Source organism: Kitasatospora sp. NPDC043949 (assembly GCF_056435365.1).
This window is the reverse complement of the sequence record NZ_JBWKEQ010000002.1, coordinates 177833-195748: the sequence shown is the minus strand read 5'-3', so window position 1 is coordinate 195748 and position 17916 is coordinate 177833. Positions and strand designations below refer to the sequence as shown.

The window sequence follows — 17916 nt, the reverse complement described above, 5'->3', positions numbered from 1 at the left end:
CAACGCTTTTATCGACACCTGAAGGACCCTCCATGTCCAAGATCCTGACCACGGAGTCCGGCGCCCCGGTCGCCGACAACCAGAACTCGGCCTCGGCCGGCGAGTACGGCCCGCTGCTGATCCAGGACCAGCAGCTGTTGGAGAAGCTGGCCCGCTTCAACCGCGAGCGCATCCCGGAGCGCGTCGTGCACGCCCGCGGCTCCGGCGCGTACGGCTACTTCGAGGTCACCGACGAGGTGTCGCAGTACACCCGCGCGGACTTCCTCGCCGAGGTCGGCAAGCGCACCGAGGTCTTCCTGCGGTTCTCCACCGTGGCCGGCAACCTGGGCTCCAGCGACGCGGTGCGCGACCCGCGCGGCTTCGCGCTGAAGTTCTACACCGGGCAGGGCAATTACGACCTGGTCGGCAACAACACCCCGGTGTTCTTCATCAAGGACCCGCTCAAGTTCCCCGACTTCATCCACTCGCAGAAGCGCGACCCGTACACCGGCGTGCAGGAGGCGGACAACGTCTGGGACTTCTGGGCCCACTCGCCCGCCTCGACCCACCAGATCACCTGGCTGTTCGGCGACCGCGGCATCCCGGCCTCCTACCGCCACATGAACGGCTACGGCTCGCACACCTACCAGTGGGTCAGCGCCGACGGCGACGCCTACTGGGTCAAGTACCACTTCAAGACCAACCAGGGCATCCGCTCGCTGGACGGTGACCAGTCCGCCGAGGTGCTCGGCGCCGACGCCGACTCGCACCAGCGCGACCTGCACCAGGCCATCGAGCGCGGCGTGTTCCCGTCCTGGACCCTCTACGTCCAGCTGATGCCGGTGGCCGAGGCCGTGGACTACCGCTTCAACCCGTTCGACCTCACCAAGGTGTGGCCGCACGCCGACTACCCGCTGGTCAAGGTCGGCCGCCTGGTGCTCAACAGGAACCCGGAGAACGTCTTCGCCGACGTCGAGCAGTCCGCGTTCTCGCCGAACAACTTCGTGCCCGGCATCGGCCCCTCCCCGGACAAGATGCTCCAGGGCCGCCTGTTCGCCTACGCCGACGCCCAGCGCTACCGCCTCGGCGTCAACCACACCCAGCTGCCGGTGAACGCCCCGCGCGCCACCGAGGCGGACAACTACGGCCGCGACGGCCTCCACGCCGTCAACAAGTCCGGCCGCGGCAAGAACTACGAGCCCAACTCGTACGACGGCCCCGCCCAGACCGACACCGCGCTCGCCGCGCCGGTCCGGCTGGACGGCTACACCGGCACCTACACCACGCCGGCCCACACCAAGGACGACGACTTCTTCCAGGCCGGCGAGCTGTACCGGCTGATGTCCGCGGGCGAGAAGACCCGGCTGATCGACAACATCGCGGGCTTCCTCGCCCAGGTGAGCCGCGACGACGTGGTCGAGAAGAACCTCGCCCACTTCCACGCCGCGGACGAGGAGTACGGCGCCCGCCTTGAGGCGGCCGTCGCCAAGCTGCGGGCGGGCGACGAGGGCTGAGTCGCTCCGCCATGACGCGCCACGCGCAACGAGGGCCGAGCCACCCCGCCGTGGCGCGCCGCGCGTGACGCCCCGCTGACCGACTGACCCGCCCTCACCGGCCGCCGGGGCCCCGCAACCCGGCGGCCGCGGGACGGTCCCCTCCCCCCGGGGCAGTGGGGGAGGGGACCGTCGCGCTGTCCTCCACTACCGTTCCTCCAGGCGATCGGTGGGTGCTCCACGGAATGTTCACGGATATTCACGGACGGCAGTCGCCGGGCCCGCCGGGTCGATAGGCTGGAAGGCGCCCGCGGTCGCTCCGTGGGGGGACATCGGAAGGGGACGACATGTCGACACCAGCCCCGGGTCGCCACGCCGCGCTGGACCAGGGCCTCGCCGGCCCGTTCACCTCCCTGCAGCACGCCCTCAGACTGCTGGAGGCCGTCGACCGGCACCCTGACGGCGCCACCCTGGTCGCCCTCGCGCGGGAGACCTCGCTCGGCCTGCCGACCGTCCGGCAGCTCGCCGAGATTCTTGAGATCGAGGGCTACCTCCAGTGCCAGGACGGCGGTTGGGTGCTCGGCGGCACCTTCGCCCTGCTCGGCCAGCACAACCGGGAGCAGCTGGTGAAGGCCCGGCTGAACCGCAAACTCGCCGAGCTGCGGGACGAGTTGGGCGCGGCAGTGTACTTCACCCGCTACCACGACGGCGAGTTGTCGGTGGAGGCGGTGTCCGCGGCCGAGTACGCGCCGGCCGTGCAGGAGTGGGTGGACTTCCGGGCCACCGCGCACGCCAGCGCGATCGGCAAGTGCCTGCTCGGCCAGCTCGACGCGGACGCCCGCTGGGACCACCTCTCCCGCCACCCGGTGGCCCGGCTCACCTCCCGGACCGTCACCGACGCCGACCAGCTGATGCACCGGCTGGAGCGGCAGCCGGCCACCGTGCCGGTTCTGGACATCCAGGAGTACGCGCTCGGCACGGTGTGCGCGGCCGTCCCGATCACGGCGGGCAGCACGGTCGGCTGCCTGGCCACGTCGATGCCGGTGGACAACGTGCACAAGCTGAAGGCCGCCGCCGAGCTGCTGGCGGCCCGGGCGGCGCCGCTGATGCTGGCGATGGCGGTCTGACGGCCGGTCGTTCCCGTGGGCCCCGCCGGATCCGAGTGATCCGGCGGGGCTCGCCTGTTTGTTCGTGGGCGTGTCGGCTCGCATCGGTTCGCGGGCGTGTTCGTTCACGGGCGCGTCCGTTCGCAAGTGTTTCCGGTGACGGTCCCGGAGGGTGTCACTTATTAGACTCGATGTCGATAAGAGTCGCCGAACCCCTTGTCCCAGCCGCTACCCGCGAGTACGTTTCCCTGAGTCGAGCCGCCGCCCCGAGGTCAGGAGGGCCTGCCGTGCCCCGCTCCACCCCCGTACCCGCCCTTGCCGTCCCCGCCGCGCGCGTCCACGACAGCCTCGTCCTCGAACCCCGGGACGTCCGCTTCGACTGGGACCGGCTGCCGCTGCACTGGATCCCCGACGAGCCGATGGCCACCCACGTCATCAACGTGCTGCACCTGTTGCTGCCCGAGGGCGAGCGCTGGTTCGTCAAGGTCTTCAAGGAGGCGCTGCCGCTCATCCGCGACGAGCAACTGCGCGAGGAGGTCCTCGGGTTCATCGGCCAGGAGGCCATCCACGCCGAGGCGCACCAGGAGGTCCTCGACCACCTGCTCGGCCAGGGGCTCGACCCGCGTCCGTACGTCCGGCAGATCGCCTGGCTGTTCCAGCGCGTCCTCGGCGACAAGCCCGGGCTCAGCCCCGCGCGGCGACGCGAGAACATCATCGAGCGGGTCGCCTTCGTGGCGGCGATCGAGCACTTCACCGCCTTCCTCGGCAACTGGGCGCTCAACTCCCCGGGCCTGGACCGCGCCAAGGCCGACCCGACGATGCTCGACCTGCTGCGCTGGCACGGCGCCGAGGAGGTCGAACACCGCAGCGTCGCCTTCGACCTGATGGTCCACCTCGACCCCGGCTACCTGCGCCGGGTCCGCGGCATGGCGGTCTCCGGGCCGCTGCTGGTCCACCTCTGGGTGCGCGGCGCCCGCTTCCTGCTCGCCGCCGACCCCACCCTCGACGGACGGCTCAAGCCCACCTGGCGCGAGGCCGGCAGGATCGCCAGGCGCGGACTGCTGCCCGACCCGGTCCGGTCGATCCGCTCCGGCCTGCGCTACCTGCGGCCCGGCTACCACCCCACCCAGGAGGGCTCCTCCAGTCAGGCCCTCGGCTACCTCGCCGCCTCCCCGGCCGCCCGCGCGGCAGCAGTGGGCCACTGGCAAGGGGTCAAGTAACGGAGTTCAGATAACAGATAACAGAAGACGTTATCTGTTATCTGTTATCTGAACTTTGAAATCCGAAACTTGTCACCTGTCGCTCGCGCCCCCTCCCAGACGCCAAGGACCGCCGGATGGACCTGCTCAACCCGCCCCCCGACCTCTACGGCCGCCCCCGCGCCGACGCGTTCATGCGCCGGCTCACCGCCTTCGGCGACCGCTACACCCCGGCCCTCGGCAGCCCCCTGCTGCGCCGCAACCCCCGCCGCCCGCTCAGCCGCCCCACCCCGCCGCTCCAGCTGGTCGTCGCCGCTCGCCTCCAACTCACCCCCGACGTCGTCGAATTGCGGCTCGCCGACCCCTCCGGCGGCCCGCTCCCCGGCTGGCAGCCCGGCGCCCACCTGCGCCTCGCCCTGCCCTCCGGCCGCGAACGCCACTACTCGCTCTGCGGCGACCCCGTCGACCGCGCCGCCTACCGGATCGCCATTCGGCGACTGCCCGAGGGCGGCGGCGGCTCCGTCGAGATCCACGACACCCTGCACCCCGGCAGCCGCCTCACCGCCCGCCGCCCGCGCAACGGCTTCGCCTTCTGCGCCGAGCCCGCCGTCCTGCTGCTCGCCGGCGGCATCGGCATCACCCCACTGCTCCCGATGGCCCGCGAGGCGCAGCGGCACGGCCTGGACTGGCGCCTGGTGCACGTCGGCCGCAGCGCCGACACCCTCCCGTACGCGGACGAGCTGCGCGCCCTGGACCCGAGCCGGGTGGTGCTGCGCACCGACGACGAGCACGGCGTGCCGACCGGCGCCGACCTGCTCGCGCACGCCCCGCGCGGCGCCGCCGTCTACTGCTGCGGCCCGGCCCCGATGCTCACCGCCGTGCAGCGCTCCCTGGGCGAATCCCCCTCCACCGCGCTGCACTTCGAGCGCTTCGGCGCCGCCCCGATCATCGGTGGCGCGCCCTTCGCCCTGCGCCTGGGCGCCGACGGCCCGGCGCTGGACGTCCCCGCCGACCGCTCCGCCCTGGACGTGTTGCGCGAAGCCCGTCCCGACCTCCCGTACTCCTGCCACCAGGGTTTCTGCGGCACCTGCGAGGTCCGCCTGCTGGCCGGCACGCCCGAGCACCGGGACCGCCGGCTCACCCCCGAGCAGCGTGCCGCCGGCGCCGTGCTGCCCTGCGTCTCCCGGGCCGCCGCGGGCGAGACCCTGGTGCTCGACCTGTAGCGTGCTCGACCTGTAGAAGGAGCCCCGATGGCGAACCCCCCGACCTTCCCCTACGACGAGCGCGACCTCGCCCGCTTCCGCGAGACCCAGCAACTCGCCTACCACTGCGCCGAACAGGTCGCCGCCTGGATCGAACCGGGCGTCACCGAGCGCCAGGCCACGGCCGAGCTGCGCCGCCGCCTGGTCGCCGCCGGGGTGCAGGACTTCTTCCACGTCCCGTTCGCCTGGTTCGGCGACCGCACGGCCTTCCGGCACTTCCACACCCCGCTCCAGTTCTTCGCCGGCAACCGCCGCCTGGAGGAGGGCATGCCGTACGTCCTGGACTGCGCGCCCATCGTCGACGGCTACACCGCCGACATCGGCTACGGCGGCAAGGTCGGCGAGAACCGGGTCTGGGACCGTCTGGCCGCCGACCTCCAGGTGTACCGCGAGCTGATCCTCGCCGAGGTGCGCGCCCGCCGTCCGCTCAACGAGGTGTACGCGGCCGTGGACGCGCAGATCGCCGCGCACGGCTACGACAACCGCCACCAGGTCTACCCGGGCCGGGTGATCGGCCATCAGGTCACCCGCACCACCGTGCGCGGCCCGGCCGGGGTCAACGTCTTCGGCTTCGGCGTGCGCACCCTGCAGACCCTCGGACGCGAACTGATCTCCGAGCGCCTGCACGGCCGTTCACCGCTCTGGGCGGACGGCCGGTCGTCCCGGCACGCGCCCACCCCGGGCCTGTGGGCGGTCGAGCCGCACATCGGTTTCCGTGGCGTGGGCATCAAGTTCGAGGAACTGCTGGTGGTCACCGAGGACGACGCCCACTGGCTCGACGACGACCTGCCGCACGTCCGCCGCTGGACGGCGGGCGCCGCCCACGACGTTGCCCTGGAGGCCGCCCGATGACCACCCCCGCCCCGGACGCCCCGGACGCCTCGGCTGTCTCGCAGGCCCCGGACGCCGCAGCTGCCCCGAAGGCGCTGGCCGCCCCGCCCGTGCGCCGCCGCACCGTGCACTCCGACGGCCTCCCGCTCGCCGTCTTCGAACAGGGCGACCCGGCCGCACCCACCGTGCTCCTGGTGCACGGCTACCCGGACACCCACGCGGTCTGGGACGACGTCGCCGCCGACCTCGCCCGCGATCACCACGTGGTCCGCTACGACGTGCGCGGCGCCGGCCGGTCCGGAGTGCCCGCCACCCGGGACGGCTACCGGCTGGAGCGCCTGGCCGCCGACCTGTTCGCGGTCGCCGACGCCGTCAGCCCCGACCGCCCGGTGCACGTGGTCGCCCACGACTGGGGCTCGCTGCAGTCCTGGGAGGCCGTCACCGCGCCCGGCTCCGAGCGGCGGATCGCCTCGTACACCACCATGTCCGGCCCCTGCCTGGACCACGTGGGGTACTGGCTGCGCCACCGGATGCGCCGGCCCACCCCGCGCCACCTGCGCCAACTCCTCCACCAGGGCCTGCACTCCTGGTACATCACCGCCTTCCACCTGCCCTTCCTCGCCCCCGGCGTGTGGCGCCTGGGCCTGGCCCGGGCCTGGCCGCGGGTACTGCGCGACCTGGAGCAGGTCACCCCGCGGCCCGACCACCCGCAGCCCGGCCTGCGCCGCGATGCCGTCCGCGGCATCGAGCTGTACCGGGCCAACTTCCGCCCCACGCTGCGCAGTCCGCGCGAGCGGCCGACGCAGGTGCCGGTCCAGCTGATCACCCTCACCCGGGACCGCTACGTCGCCCCGTTCCTCTCCGAGGGGCTGGAACGCTGGGTGCCCGAGCTGACCCGACGGACGCTGCACGCCGGCCACTGGTCGGCGTTGCTGGAGAAGGGAGCCACCGTGGCCGAGATGGTCCGCGAGTTCACCACCCGCATCGAAGGCGGAAGCGCCGAGCCGACCCGGGAGCAGGGCGACGGCCGGCTGGTCGTCGTCACCGGCGGCGGCAGCGGCATCGGCCGGGCCACCGCGCTCGCCTTCGCCGAGGACGGCGCCCGCGTCGTGGTCTGCGACCTCGACCTCGCCGCCGCCGAGCGCACCGCCGAACTCGCCTCGCTGATCGGCCCGCAGGCGCACGCCTACCGGGTGGACGTCGCCGACGGCGCGGCGGTGGACGCCTTCGCACAGGCGGTCGCGGAGGAGCACGGGGTGCCCGACGTGGTGGTCAACAACGCCGGCATCGGCCACTCCGGGACGTTCCTGCAGACCACCGAGAAGGAGTGGCAGCGCGTCCTGGACGTCAACCTCTGGGGCGTCATCCACGGCTGCCGCGCCTTCGGCACGCTGATGGCCGACCGCGGCCAGGGCGGTCACCTGGTCAACGTCTCCTCGGCCGCCGCCTACCTGCCGTCCAAGGCGCTCACCGCGTACGCGACCAGCAAGGCCGCGGTGTTCATGCTCTCGGACTGCCTGCGCGCCGAACTCGCCGGGCACGGCATCGGCGTCTCCACCATCTGCCCGGGCATCGTCAACACCAACATCACCCGCACCTCCACCTTCTCCTCGACCACCGCCGACCAGCAGGCCGCCAAGCGGGCCCGCGCCGCCAGGCTCTACGCCCGCCGCGGCTTCCCCCCGGAGAAGGTCGCCACCGCCATCCTCACCGCCGTCCGCACCGGCAAGCCGGTCGTCCCCGTCACCCCCGAGGCCAAGGCCGCCCGCTTCCTCTCCCGCCTCAGCCCCGGCCTCCTGCGCCTGGCCGCCCGCCTCAACGTCACCTGAGCGGCCCCTGCGGGTCTGCGATATCGGACAGCCTTTGATACTCCAAGTCGGCGGTTCAGGCCGAGACCGACCGGTTGTTCAACGAGGGGCGGCTCGCGCTCTGTGGAGCCGTCGAGCTGGAGATCATGCACAGCGCCCGGTCCAAGGCCGACGCCGATCGCATCCGGGAGGGCTTGCGTGGCTTCGACTGGCTGACTACGCCCGATGAGGTGTGGGACCGCGCCATCGAAGTGCAGGCACTCCTCACCGCCGCCGGAAACTGGCGGGTGCTGTCCGTGGCGGACCTCGTCATCGCCGCCACCGCCGAGCGCCACAGCGTCACCGTCCTGCACTACGACGGGGACTACGACATGATCGCCGCCGTCACCGGCCAGCCGACCGAGTGGGTCGTCCCGCCCGGGACGGCGGACTGAGGGCCCCATCGGGCCTGTGAGAGCATCGAGGCCCATGGAGATGACAACGGCTCTGTGGTCCTTCGCCCTCGTCGTGGGGCTGCTCACGCTCACACCCGGGCTCGACACCGCGCTGGTGCTGCGCACGTCCGCGCTCGGGCGGCGGCGCCAGGCGTGGGGGGTGGTGCTGGGGATCCAGACCGGGACGCTGGTCTGGGGGACGCTGACCTCGGCCGGGGTGACGGCGCTGCTGACCGCCTCGCAGGTGGCGTACGAGGTGCTGCGCTGGGGCGGGGCCGCGTACCTGGTGTGGATGGGCGTCGGCATGCTGCGCAGCCGGGGCGGGGAGGTGGCGGTCGAGGAGGAGCCGGCCGAGGGCGGCTTCGGGTACGGCTGGCGGCGCGGCACGCTGACCAATCTGCTGAACCCCAAGGTCGGGGTGTTCTACGTGGCCGTGCTGCCGCAGTTCATCCCCGCCGGGGCCCCGCACTTCGCCGCCGGAGTGGCGCTCACCTGCGTCCACGTGGTGGAGGGCGTGCTGTGGTCGACCGTCCTGGTCGGCTTCGCCCGGGCGCTGCGCGGCTGGCTGCGCCGCCCGGCTGCCCGGAGGCTGATGGACCGGGTGACCGGCGCGGTGGTGGTGGGCTTCGGCGTGAAGCTGGCGCTGAGCGACTGACCGCCGGCCTCAGGCGGCGTGCGTCCGTCGCGTGCGTCGTGCCCGGGGCTCCTCGGGGGTGGCCGGTGCCTCGTGGTGGATCGGGCCGTCCCCGGCGTTGAGCGGCAGGCAGCTGCCGCCGCGCCGGTGGGCGATGATCTCGGCGGCGACGGAGACCGCCGTCTCCTCGGGGGTGCGGGCGCCGAGGTCGAGGCCGATGGGGGAGCGCAGCCGGCCGATCTCGGCCTCGGTGAGCCCGACCTCGCGCAGCCGCGCCTCGCGGTCGCGGTGGGTGCGGCGCGAGCCCATCGCGCCGACGTAGCCGACCGGCAGCCGCAGTGCGCGTTCCAGCAGCGGGATGTCGAACTTGGCGTCGTGGGTGAGCACGCAGAGCACGGTGCGCCCGTCGATCCGGTCGAGCTGGGAGTCGAGGTAGCGGTGCGGCCAGTCGACGACGACCTCGTCGGCCTCGGGGAAGCGCCGCTTCGTGGCGAAGACGGGCCGGGCGTCGCAGACGGTGACGCGGTAGCCGAGGAAGCGGCCGATCCGGACGACGGCGGCGGCGAAGTCGATGGCGCCGAAGACGAGCATCCGCGGTGCGGGCACGTAGGACTCGACGAAGCAGGTGACAGTGCCCTGGTCGCGGTCGTCGCAGGGGCGTCCGTCGAGGCCGAGCACGATCCGGCCGGTGCGTCCGGCGTCGAGCATGGCCCGGGCCTCGGTGACGACCGCCCGTTCCAGCGCGGTCAGGAGGTGTCGCGCGGGGCGCGTCGCCGGAAGGGTGGTGGCGGGCGACGGCTGGGCCGTCGCGGGGGGGAGGACGGGGGAGAGGGCGCCGTGGTGGGTGTCGGCGGTGACGGCGACGGTGGCGCCGACGAGCCCGCCGGGCCCGGCGATCACCCGGGCGAGCGCGACCGGGGTGCCGGAGGCGATGTAGGCGATGCCGGCGTCGAGTCCGTCGTCGGCCCCGGGCCGGATCGGCTGGACGAACACGTCGAGGGCGCCGCCGCAGGTCAGGCCGACGGCGAAGGCGTCCTCGTCGCTGTAGCCGAACCGTTCCAGCACGGGTTCGCCGGACTCGATGGCAGCCTGGCACAGTTCGTAGACCGCGCCCTCGACGCAGCCCCCGGAGACGCTGCCGATCGCCTCGCCGGCCGCGTCGACGGCCAGGGCCGCCCCCGGGTCGCGGGGCGCGCTGCCGGAGACGCCGACGACGGTGGCCACGGCGAAGGAGCGCCCGGCCGCGTGCCAGGCCTGCAACTGCTCGGCGATGTCCTGCATGTCGGGGAGCTCCTTACACAAGCGAGGGTAGACGGGAGGTGCCGCCGTACGGGAAACGATTCCCGCACGGCGGCGGTGCGGCCAGGTCCTCTCCGGCCGAGAGGGTCAGACACGTCCTAGTGCACGCCCAGCCAGGACTTGATCGGAGTGAGCGCGAAGTAGACCACGAAGACCCCGGTGAGGATCCACATCAGCGGGCCGGGCTCGCGCCACTTGCCGGTGCCCGCCTTGATGACCGTGTACGAGATGACGCCCGCGGCGACACCGGCGGTGATGCTGTAGGTGAACGGCATCAGGGTGCAGGTGAGGAAGGCCGGGATGGCGACCTCGCGGTCGGACCAGTCGATGTGCCGGGCCTGGCTCATCATCATCGAGCCGATCACGACGAGGGCGGCGGAGGCCACCTCGGTCGGGACGATCGCGGCGAGCGGCGAGAAGAACAGCATCAGCGCGAACACGCCGCCGGTGACGGTCGAGGCGAGGCCGGTGCGGGCGCCGTCGCCGACACCGGTGGCGGACTCGACGAACACGGTCTGGCCGGAGGCGCCGGACAGGCCGCCGACGGCGCCGCCGGCCCCGTCGATGAACAGGGCCTTGGAGAGGCCGGGCATCCGGCCCTGCTTGTCGGCCAGCCCGGCCTCGGTGCCGACGCCGATGATGGTGGCCATCGCGTCGAAGAAGCCGGCCAGCACCAGGGTGAAGACGGCGACCGAGGCGCTGATGGCGCCCAGGCCGTGGCTGCCGAAGGCACCGAAGAGGTCGACGTGGCCGAAGAGGCCGAAGTCGGGCGCGGAGACCGGGCTGCCCGGCCACACCGGGGCGGAGCTGACCCAGGTCTTCGCGGGGAGGTCGGCGACCGCGTTGATGACGAAGGCCACCACGGTGCCGCCGGCGATGCCGATCAGGATCGCGCCGCGGACGTTGCGGGCCAGCAGCACGAAGATCGTCAGCACGGTGAGGCAGAAGACCAGGACGGGCCAGCCGGCCAGCTCGCCGAAGGGGCCGAGCGCGAGCGGCGTGGGGCCGCCGGTGTGCACGAAGCCGGCCTTGACCAGGCCGATCAGCGAGACGAAGAGGCCGATGCCGATGGTGATGGCGTGCTTGAGCGGCAGCGGGATGCCGTTCATGATCTTCTCGCGGAGCCCGGACACGACCAGCAGGACGATCAGCAGGCCGTAGATCACGCACAGGCCCATGGCCTGGGGCCAGGTGGTGTGCGGCACCACCAGCGCGGAGATCACGCCGGAGACGGAGAGCCCGGCGGCGACCGCCAGGGGGACGTTGCCGACCACGCCCATCAGGATCGTGGTGACGGCGGCGGCGAGCGCGGTCGCGGTGGTGAGCTGCGCGTGGTCCAGCTTGAGGCCGTTGACGTCGGCGCCGCTCAGGATGATCGGGTTGAGCAGCACGATGTAGGCCATCGCCATGAAGGTGGTGAGGCCGCCGCGGATCTCATTGCCGAAGGTCGATCCCCGGGCCGTGATCTTGAAGTACGCGTCCAGTGCGTTCTTCGGTGCGGGGGCCGGGGCCGGGGCCGGCGTGGCGGTGTCGTCCTCGGCGGGTCTTTCTTCCGTGGGGCCGGGTTCCGTGGGGCTGTGTTCCGTGGGGATCCGGGTCATGTCCACTCCCAAGTGTCAAAGGGGGTTGGGGTGGGCGAGCCGACCTGACTGCCAGTCAACGAGGTTGGCGCAGGGGGACTGCTCGACTCACTGGGCGCACTGTGGCGGTGCCTGCGGTGCGTGGGTGGTGCGCACCGCTGCAGAACCCCGGCGTGGGAGAGGCAGCGGGATGGTGCGGTCGCGTGCCGTTGGGCGGTGCACGCGAGTGGGGGCGCGGTGGAGCGGCCCCGGGGCGGCGGGGAAGACGGTCGCCGCCCCGGGGAGGTTCTCCTGCTCCCCGTCGCTGGAGCCCGGGGAGGTTCTCCTGCTCCCCGGGGCCTGAAGCCCGGGGAGCTCGCGGGCTCCGGGGGCGTCAGGCCCCGGGGGCCTCCGTGGTCAGGTGCTCGGGCCGGACCGGGATCCGGTTGAGGGCCAGGCCGGTGGCGTTGCGGATGGCGGCCACGATCGACGGCGTCGCCGAGACGGTCGGGGCCTCGCCGACGCCGCGCAGCCCGTACGGGGCGTGCGGGTCGGGCAGTTCGAGGATCTCCACCGGGATCGGCGGGGTGTCGAGGATGGTGGGGATCAGGTAGTCGGTGAAGGAGGCGTTGCGGACCTTCCCGTCCCGCACGATGATCTCCTCCATCACGGCGAGGCCGAGCGCCTGGGTGCAGCCGCCCTGGATCTGGCCGACGACGGAGAGCGGGTTGAGCGCCTTGCCGACGTCCTGGACGGCGGTGAGCTCGACGACCTTGACCAGGCCCAGTTCGACGTCCACGTCGACCACCGCGCGGTTGGCGCAGAAGGTGTACTGGACGTGGCCGAAGCCCTGCCCGGTCTCCTTGTCGAAGGGGACGGTCGGGCGGTGGTGGTGTTCGCGGGTGAGGTCGATGGCCTCGTCACCGAGCAGGTCGACCATGGGGACCAGCACGCCGGCGCTCTCCGAGACGACCTTCCCGGCGATCAGCGTGATGTCGCCGTGGGTCCAGCCGTAGCGGCGGCGGCCCTTCTCGATCAGCGCCCGCCTGACCGCCTCGGCGGCCAGCTTCACGGCGCCGCCAGTCATGTACGTCTGGCGCGAGGCGGAGGTCGAACCGGCCGATCCGACCTCGGTGTTGGCCGGGTGGATGGTGACCAGCTCGACGCCCAGCTCGGTGCGGGCGATCTGGGCGTGCACGGTGACGCCGCCCTGGCCGACCTCCGCCATCGCGGTGTGGACCATGGCGACGGGCTCGCCGCCGATCACCTCCAGGCGCACCCGGGCGGTGGAGTAGTCGTCGAAGCCCTCGGAGAAGCCGACGTTCTTGATGCCGACCGAGTAGCCGACGCCGCGCACGATGCCCTCGCCGTGCGAGGTGTTGGACAGCGCCCCGGGGAGCTGGCGCACGTCCGGGTGTTCGGTGTCCAGCGGCGGCGGCAGCGGCATCTCCTTGGCGCGCCGCAGCAGTTCGGCGACCGGGGCGGGCGAGTCGATCTGCTGGCCGGTGGGCATGCGGTCGCCCTCCGACATGGCGTTGAGCTGCCTCAACTCGACCGGGTCCATGCCGAGTTCGGCGGCCAGCTTGTCCATCTGCGACTCGTAGCCGAACGCGGCCTGGACGGCGCCGAAGCCGCGCATGGCGCCGCAGGAGGGGTTGTTGCTGTAGAGCGCGATGGCGTGCATCCGCACGTTGGGGATCACGTACGGGCCGTGCCCGAGCGAGGCCGCGTTGCCGACCACGGCGGGCGAGGCGGAGGCGTACGCGCCGCCGTCGAGCACGATCCGGCAGTCGGCGAAGACCAGTTTGCCGTCGCGGGTGGCGCCGTGCTCGTAGTGCATCCTGGCGGGGTGGCGGTGCACGTGGCCGAAGAAGGACTCGTCGCGGGCGTAGACGATCTTGACCGGCTTGCCGGTGCGCTGGGCCAGCAGGCAGGCGTGGATCTGCATCGACAGGTCCTCGCGGCCGCCGAAGGCGCCGCCGACGCCGGCCAGGGTGAGCCGGACCTTCTCCTCGGGCAGGTCGAGGACCGGGGCCATCTGCTGGCGGTCGACGTGCAGCCACTGGGTGGCGATGTAGAGGTCGATGCCGCCGTCCTCGGCGGGCACCGCGAGGCCGGACTCGGGGCCGAGGAAGGCCTGGTCCTGCATGCCGACCTCGTAGTCGCCGCTGACGATGACGTCCGCGAGCGCGCGGACCTCGTCGGTGACGCCGAGGCCGGAGACCAGCCGCTGCTCGTGGCAGATGTTGCCGTACCCGTGCGACTTGTACTCGTGCGGCTCGTGCACGTAGCCGTGGGTGGCGGGGTCGAGGCACTGCTCCTCGGTGACGATCGGGGTGAGCACCTCGTACTCGACCTTGATCCTCTTCACCGCGCGGCGGGCGGTCTCCGGGTGGTCGGCCGCGACCAGGGCGATCGCCTCGCCGTGGTAGCGGACCTTGTCGATGGCCAGGGCCGGCTGGTCCTGGATCTCCAGCCCGTAGTACTTCGCGCCGGGGATGTCCTGGTGGGTGAGGACGGCGTAGACGCCGGGCACCTTGAGCGCCTCGGAGATGTCCACCGACAGGATGGTGGCGCGCGGGTGCGGCGAGCGCAGCGCCATGCCCCAGAGCATGTCCTCGTGCCACATGTCGGAGGAGTACGCGAACTCGCCCTTGACCTTGAGGTGGCCGTCCGGGCGCAGCGGCGAGCCGCCGATGCCGTCCTTGCTGGCCTGCCGGATGTCCTGGAGGTTCTTCTGACCCTGGATGGTGCGGGTGGTCATTGCGACACGGCCTTTCCGGCGCACGTGCGGGCGGACGCCAGCCGCACCGCGTCCATGATCTTCTCGTAGCCGGTGCAGCGGCAGAGGTTGCCCGACAGCGCCTCGCGGATGTCGTTGTCGCTCGGCTGGGCGTCCCGCTCCAGCAGCGCGTCGGTCTGCACCAGCAGGCCGGGGGTGCAGAAGCCGCACTGGACGGCGCCGGCATCGATGAACGCCTGCTGGACGAGGCCCAGTTCGCCGTTCTCCCCGGTCAGGCCCTCGACCGTGCGCACCTCGCGGTCCTGCACCTGGCCGGCCGCGACCAGACAGCTGCAGACCGGCACGCCGTCCAGGTAGACCGTGCAGGAGCCGCACTCGCCCTGCTCGCAGGCGTTCTTCGAGCCCGGCAGGCCGACCCGCTCGCGCAGCACGTACAGGAGGCTCTCGCCCTCCCAGACGTCGTCCGCCTCGACCGGCTTGCCGTTGGCGGTGAAAGCCACCCTCATGCCGCGCTCCTGATCTGCTTGCTGTAGTCGTTCCAGGTCCAGGTGAGGGTGCGGCGGGCCATCACGGCCAGCGCGTGCCGGCGGTAGTCGGCGGTGCCCCGGACGTCGTCGATCGGCGAGGCGGCGGCCTTGACCAGCTCGCCGAAGCGCTGGACCACCTCGGCGCCCAGCAGGTCGCCGGACGCCCAGAGGCCGCGCTCGGCGAGCACGCCCGCCAGGTACTCCTCGGCCTCGACGGCGCGGCGCGGCGTGGGGGCGGCCGAGCCGATGCCGGTGCCGACGGTGCCGTTCTTCGGGTGGAGGGCGAAACCGAAGGCGCAGACCGCGATCACCATGGCGTTGCGGGTGCCGATCTTCGAGAACTGCTGCGGGCCGTCCGCCACCGGGATGCGCACGGCCCGGATCAGCTCGTCGGCCTCCAGGCTGTTGCGCTTCACGCCGACGTAGAAGTCGTCGATCGGGATCAGCCGGGTGCCGCGCACGGAGGCGGCCTCGACCAGGACGTCCCGGCCGGCCGCCAGCAGCGCCGGGTGGGAGTCGCCGGCCGGGGAGGCCGCGCCGAGGTTGCCGCCGACGCCGCCGCGGTTGCGGATCTGCGGGGAGCCGACGGTGTGGGCCGCCAGCGCGAGCCCGGGCAGCGGCCCGGACAGCTCGTCGATGATCCGGGAGTAGGGGACGGAGGCGCCGAGCCTGACGACGCCGCCGTCGTTCGACCACTGGGTGAGCTCGGTGATGCGGTTCAGATCGAGAATCGCGGATGGCCGGTGCACGTCGAAGTTCAGCTCGACCATGACGTCCGTACCGCCCGCGATGGGCAGCGCGGTCGGGTACTCGGCCTTCGCCGCGAGTGCCTCGTCCCAGGTAGCGGGCCGAAGGAACTCCATGCGGGTGTCTCCTCAAGTCGTCGCCTGCCGGACGGGTGGGCACAGTGCCCGGAACTCGGTGTTCGGACCTCTCAACCAACCGCTTCGTCGCCTCCGCGTCGGGCCCCGGTCACCGGGCTGCGTCCGGCGGCGTGTCGCCCAGTGAACCGCCGGGACGGGGCCCACTGGCAGTCACCGATGGCATGAAGCCCCGGCTGTGCTCCCGCCCGGCATCCTGTACGTTCCTCTAAGGAGAGGAATGCGCAGCCCAGGTGTTCACCAGGTGCTACCTACGACCGTAATCCGGCCGTGATTCGCAAGCGACGGGCCCGTGATCCGGTCGCCCGCCCGGACGTGACGACAAGTACGGATGTTCGGGCACACTGTGACCCCCGACCGAACGCCCGGGCTCCCCCGTTCGGCCCACCCCCAGCCCCATCCCACCCTCAGCCCCCGTTAGGAGTCCGCGGATGCGTGTCCGTGACCTGCTCGCCCCCGGCGCCCCGCGACTGCGCCTGCTCGCGGCCGAGGACGAGCTGGACCGGCAGGTCAGCGGCGTCATGACCACGGACCTGCACGACCCCGGCCGCTACCTGCACGGCGGCGAGCTGGTGCTCACCGGCATGCTGTGGCGCACCGCCCCGGCCGACTCCGAGCGGTTCGTGCGGACCATCGTGGCCGGCGGCGCGGTCGCCCTGGCGGCCGGCGAGGCCGAGGTCGGTCCGGTGCCCGAGGACCTGGTGGAGGCCTGCCGACGGCACCGGATGCCGCTGCTGGCCGTCCCCGACGACATCGCCTTCGGCACCGTCACCGAGTTCATCGGCCGCCAGGTCTCCGCCGACCGCGCCGCCGACCTCGCCGCCCTCGTCGACCGGCACCGCCTGCTGGTCTCGGCGGCCGGCGGCGGCGGCCTGGACGCGGTGCTGGACCTGCTCGGCGGCGACCTCGACCTCGACTGCTGGGTGCTCACCCCCACCGGCGCGGTGATCGCCGGCCCCGCCGACCGCCTCCCGGCCGAGGACCGCGACCAGCTGGTCCGCGCCCACCTCGGCGCCCAGCGCCAGCGCCGCCGCCCCCCGCACCGGGCCCGCCTGGCCGGCGGCTCCTACTCGCTGCTGCCCGCCCCGGCCTCGGCCGACCACCAGGCGCCGCTGGCCGACTGGGTGCTCGCGGTGGCCGGCGACGTCACCGAGTGGACCACCAAGCGCCAGCAGCTCGCCGAGAACCTGGCCCGGCTGGTCGCCGCCGAGCGCCACCGCCGCGACGAGGGCCGCCGACTGCGCCGTCGCCTCGCTGACGAGGTGCTGGCCCTGCTCCAGCGCGACGCCGATCCGGCCGAGATCAGCCGCACCCTGTACGCCTCCTCGGCGATGGCCGCCCGCTACGAGAGCGTCGAGCCCAAACCCCAGGCCCAGGACGGGTCCTGGCTGGTGCTCAGCGCCGAGGGCACCGGCCTGCCCGAGGGTGTGGTGCGCGCCGTCCTGGAGGAGGCGCTGGGCGGCACCACCGACCGCGCGCTGGTCGCCGGGGCCGGCGCCGGCGCCGTCGTGGTGCTGCCCGCCCTGGACGGCCCGGTGCCCGCCGAGACCCTGCGCGACCTGCTCGCCCCGCTGGAGGCGGGCCTCGGCTCGGAGGGCCGGATCACCCTCGGCGTCTCCGCCCCCGCCTCCGAGGCCGGCGGCCTGCGCGGCGCCCTGGAGGAGGCCCGGCACGCCCGCCGGATCGCCGCGGCCCGGGTCGGCCGGGTCTGCGTGGCGGGCCCCGAGGAGCTGGCCTCGCACGTGCTGCTGCTGGCGGCCGTCCCGGACGAGGTCCGCCGCGCCTTCCGCGGCCGGCTGCTGGACAAGGTGATCGCGTACGACATCGAGCACCAGGCGGACCTGGTCCGCACCCTGGAGGCGTTCCTGCGCTCGGACGGCTCCTGGACGCGCTGCGCCGCGCAGCTGCATGTCCACGTCAACACCCTGCGCTACCGGATCGGCCGGATCGAGGAGCTGACCGGCCGTGACCTCTCCCGGCTGGAGGACCGGGTGGACTTCTACCTGGCGCTCGAACTGGCCTGACGGCCGGGCCTGAGAGCCGTGCCCCACGCAGGAGGGGGGGGGGGGGGGGGGGGGGGGGGGGGGGGGGGCGTGGGGGGGGGGGGGGGGGGGGGGGGGGGGGGGGGGGGGGGGGGGGGGGGGGGGGGAAGGGGGTGCCC

The 17916-nt window shown here is 73.0% G+C and carries 14 protein-coding genes; 9 read left to right on the top strand and 5 right to left on the bottom strand.

The annotated features are described in order from the left end of the window. Nucleotides 1–32 precede the first annotated feature (32 nt). The 8 genes from AC07AL_RS03025 to AC07AL_RS02990 all read left to right on the top strand — a co-directional run bounded on the left by AC07AL_RS03025 (nucleotide 33) and on the right by AC07AL_RS02990 (nucleotide 8767). Nucleotides 33–1493, top strand: a complete 1461-nt coding sequence (locus tag AC07AL_RS03025; protein WP_363579244.1) for a catalase — start codon at nucleotides 33–35, stop codon at nucleotides 1491–1493. A gap of 326 nt (nucleotides 1494–1819) precedes the next feature. Continuing rightward, nucleotides 1820–2599 (top strand): IclR family transcriptional regulator, encoded by a 780-nt coding sequence (locus AC07AL_RS03020; protein WP_063350013.1) that lies wholly within the window; start codon nucleotides 1820–1822, stop codon nucleotides 2597–2599. Between the two features lie 266 nt (nucleotides 2600–2865). Next, nucleotides 2866–3798: a metal-dependent hydrolase gene (locus AC07AL_RS03015; protein ID WP_363579243.1), complete on the top strand. Its 933-nt coding sequence runs from the start codon at nucleotides 2866–2868 to the stop codon at nucleotides 3796–3798. A 116-nt stretch (nucleotides 3799–3914) separates the two neighbouring features. Next, nucleotides 3915–5000: a PDR/VanB family oxidoreductase gene (locus AC07AL_RS03010; protein WP_478316589.1), complete on the top strand. Its 1086-nt coding sequence runs from the start codon at nucleotides 3915–3917 to the stop codon at nucleotides 4998–5000. A gap of 27 nt (nucleotides 5001–5027) precedes the next feature. Further along, nucleotides 5028–5891, top strand: a complete 864-nt coding sequence (locus AC07AL_RS03005) for a M24 family metallopeptidase (RefSeq protein WP_363630680.1) — start codon at nucleotides 5028–5030, stop codon at nucleotides 5889–5891. Continuing rightward, nucleotides 5888–7699, top strand: a complete 1812-nt coding sequence (locus AC07AL_RS03000) for an SDR family oxidoreductase (RefSeq protein WP_478316586.1) — start codon at nucleotides 5888–5890, stop codon at nucleotides 7697–7699. Before AC07AL_RS03005 ends, AC07AL_RS03000 begins: the two co-directional genes overlap by 4 nt. A gap of 74 nt (nucleotides 7700–7773) precedes the next feature. Beyond that, complete coding sequence (locus AC07AL_RS02995) at nucleotides 7774–8112, top strand: PIN domain nuclease (protein WP_363579235.1); 339 nt, start codon at nucleotides 7774–7776, stop codon at nucleotides 8110–8112. A 34-nt stretch (nucleotides 8113–8146) separates the two neighbouring features. Beyond that, nucleotides 8147–8767, top strand: coding sequence for a LysE family translocator (locus tag AC07AL_RS02990; protein ID WP_363579233.1), 621 nt, complete (start codon nucleotides 8147–8149; stop codon nucleotides 8765–8767). A 9-nt stretch (nucleotides 8768–8776) separates the two neighbouring features. Here the strand turns inward: AC07AL_RS02990 and AC07AL_RS02985 are convergent, their stop codons facing one another. From AC07AL_RS02985 to AC07AL_RS02965, 5 genes are all read right to left on the bottom strand, one after another. Continuing rightward, nucleotides 8777–10027 (bottom strand): XdhC family protein, encoded by a 1251-nt coding sequence (locus tag AC07AL_RS02985; protein WP_478316584.1) that lies wholly within the window; start codon nucleotides 10025–10027, stop codon nucleotides 8777–8779. Between the two features lie 116 nt (nucleotides 10028–10143). Beyond that, a complete protein-coding gene (locus AC07AL_RS02980; RefSeq protein WP_363579227.1) occupies nucleotides 10144–11646 on the bottom strand; it encodes an NCS2 family permease in 1503 nt (500 codons plus the stop codon). Nucleotides 11647–11998: 352 nt separating this feature from the next. Next, nucleotides 11999–14368, bottom strand: a complete 2370-nt coding sequence (pucD, locus tag AC07AL_RS02975) for a xanthine dehydrogenase subunit D (RefSeq protein WP_478316581.1) — start codon at nucleotides 14366–14368, stop codon at nucleotides 11999–12001. Continuing rightward, nucleotides 14365–14853 carry a (2Fe-2S)-binding protein gene (locus AC07AL_RS02970; protein ID WP_478316580.1) on the bottom strand — a complete coding sequence of 163 codons (489 nt, stop codon included), beginning with the start codon at nucleotides 14851–14853 and terminating at the stop codon, nucleotides 14365–14367. The genes pucD and AC07AL_RS02970 overlap by 4 nt, the downstream gene beginning before the upstream one ends. Continuing rightward, a complete protein-coding gene (locus AC07AL_RS02965) occupies nucleotides 14850–15737 on the bottom strand; it encodes an FAD binding domain-containing protein (protein ID WP_478316578.1) in 888 nt (295 codons plus the stop codon). The genes AC07AL_RS02970 and AC07AL_RS02965 overlap by 4 nt, the downstream gene beginning before the upstream one ends. Nucleotides 15738–16186: 449 nt before the next feature. On the opposite strand from AC07AL_RS02965, the gene AC07AL_RS02960 reads away from it, so the two are divergent. Continuing rightward, a complete protein-coding gene (locus tag AC07AL_RS02960) occupies nucleotides 16187–17779 on the top strand; it encodes a PucR family transcriptional regulator (RefSeq protein WP_363579221.1) in 1593 nt (530 codons plus the stop codon). The last annotated feature ends 137 nt before the right edge of the window (nucleotides 17780–17916 follow it).

Excerpts from the sequence above, each read along its gene's own strand:
- AC07AL_RS02960 (WP_363579221.1), top strand. The coding sequence starts at position 16,187 with ATGCGTGTCCGTGACCTGCTCGCCCCCGGCGCCCCGCGACTGCGCCTG.
- AC07AL_RS03000 (WP_478316586.1), top strand. The coding sequence starts at position 5,888 with ATGACCACCCCCGCCCCGGACGCCCCGGACGCCTCGGCTGTCTCGCAG.
- AC07AL_RS02970 (WP_478316580.1), bottom strand. The coding sequence starts at position 14,853 with ATGAGGGTGGCTTTCACCGCCAACGGCAAGCCGGTCGAGGCGGACGAC.
- AC07AL_RS03025 (WP_363579244.1), top strand. The coding sequence starts at position 33 with ATGTCCAAGATCCTGACCACGGAGTCCGGCGCCCCGGTCGCCGACAAC.
- AC07AL_RS02965 (WP_478316578.1), bottom strand. The coding sequence starts at position 15,737 with ATGGAGTTCCTTCGGCCCGCTACCTGGGACGAGGCACTCGCGGCGAAG.
- AC07AL_RS03010 (WP_478316589.1), top strand. The coding sequence starts at position 3,915 with ATGGACCTGCTCAACCCGCCCCCCGACCTCTACGGCCGCCCCCGCGCC.
- AC07AL_RS02990 (WP_363579233.1), top strand. The coding sequence starts at position 8,147 with ATGGAGATGACAACGGCTCTGTGGTCCTTCGCCCTCGTCGTGGGGCTG.
- AC07AL_RS02980 (WP_363579227.1), bottom strand. The coding sequence starts at position 11,646 with ATGACCCGGATCCCCACGGAACACAGCCCCACGGAACCCGGCCCCACG.
- AC07AL_RS03020 (WP_063350013.1), top strand. The coding sequence starts at position 1,820 with ATGTCGACACCAGCCCCGGGTCGCCACGCCGCGCTGGACCAGGGCCTC.
- pucD (WP_478316581.1), bottom strand. The coding sequence starts at position 14,368 with ATGACCACCCGCACCATCCAGGGTCAGAAGAACCTCCAGGACATCCGG.
- AC07AL_RS03005 (WP_363630680.1), top strand. The coding sequence starts at position 5,028 with ATGGCGAACCCCCCGACCTTCCCCTACGACGAGCGCGACCTCGCCCGC.
- AC07AL_RS02985 (WP_478316584.1), bottom strand. The coding sequence starts at position 10,027 with ATGCAGGACATCGCCGAGCAGTTGCAGGCCTGGCACGCGGCCGGGCGC.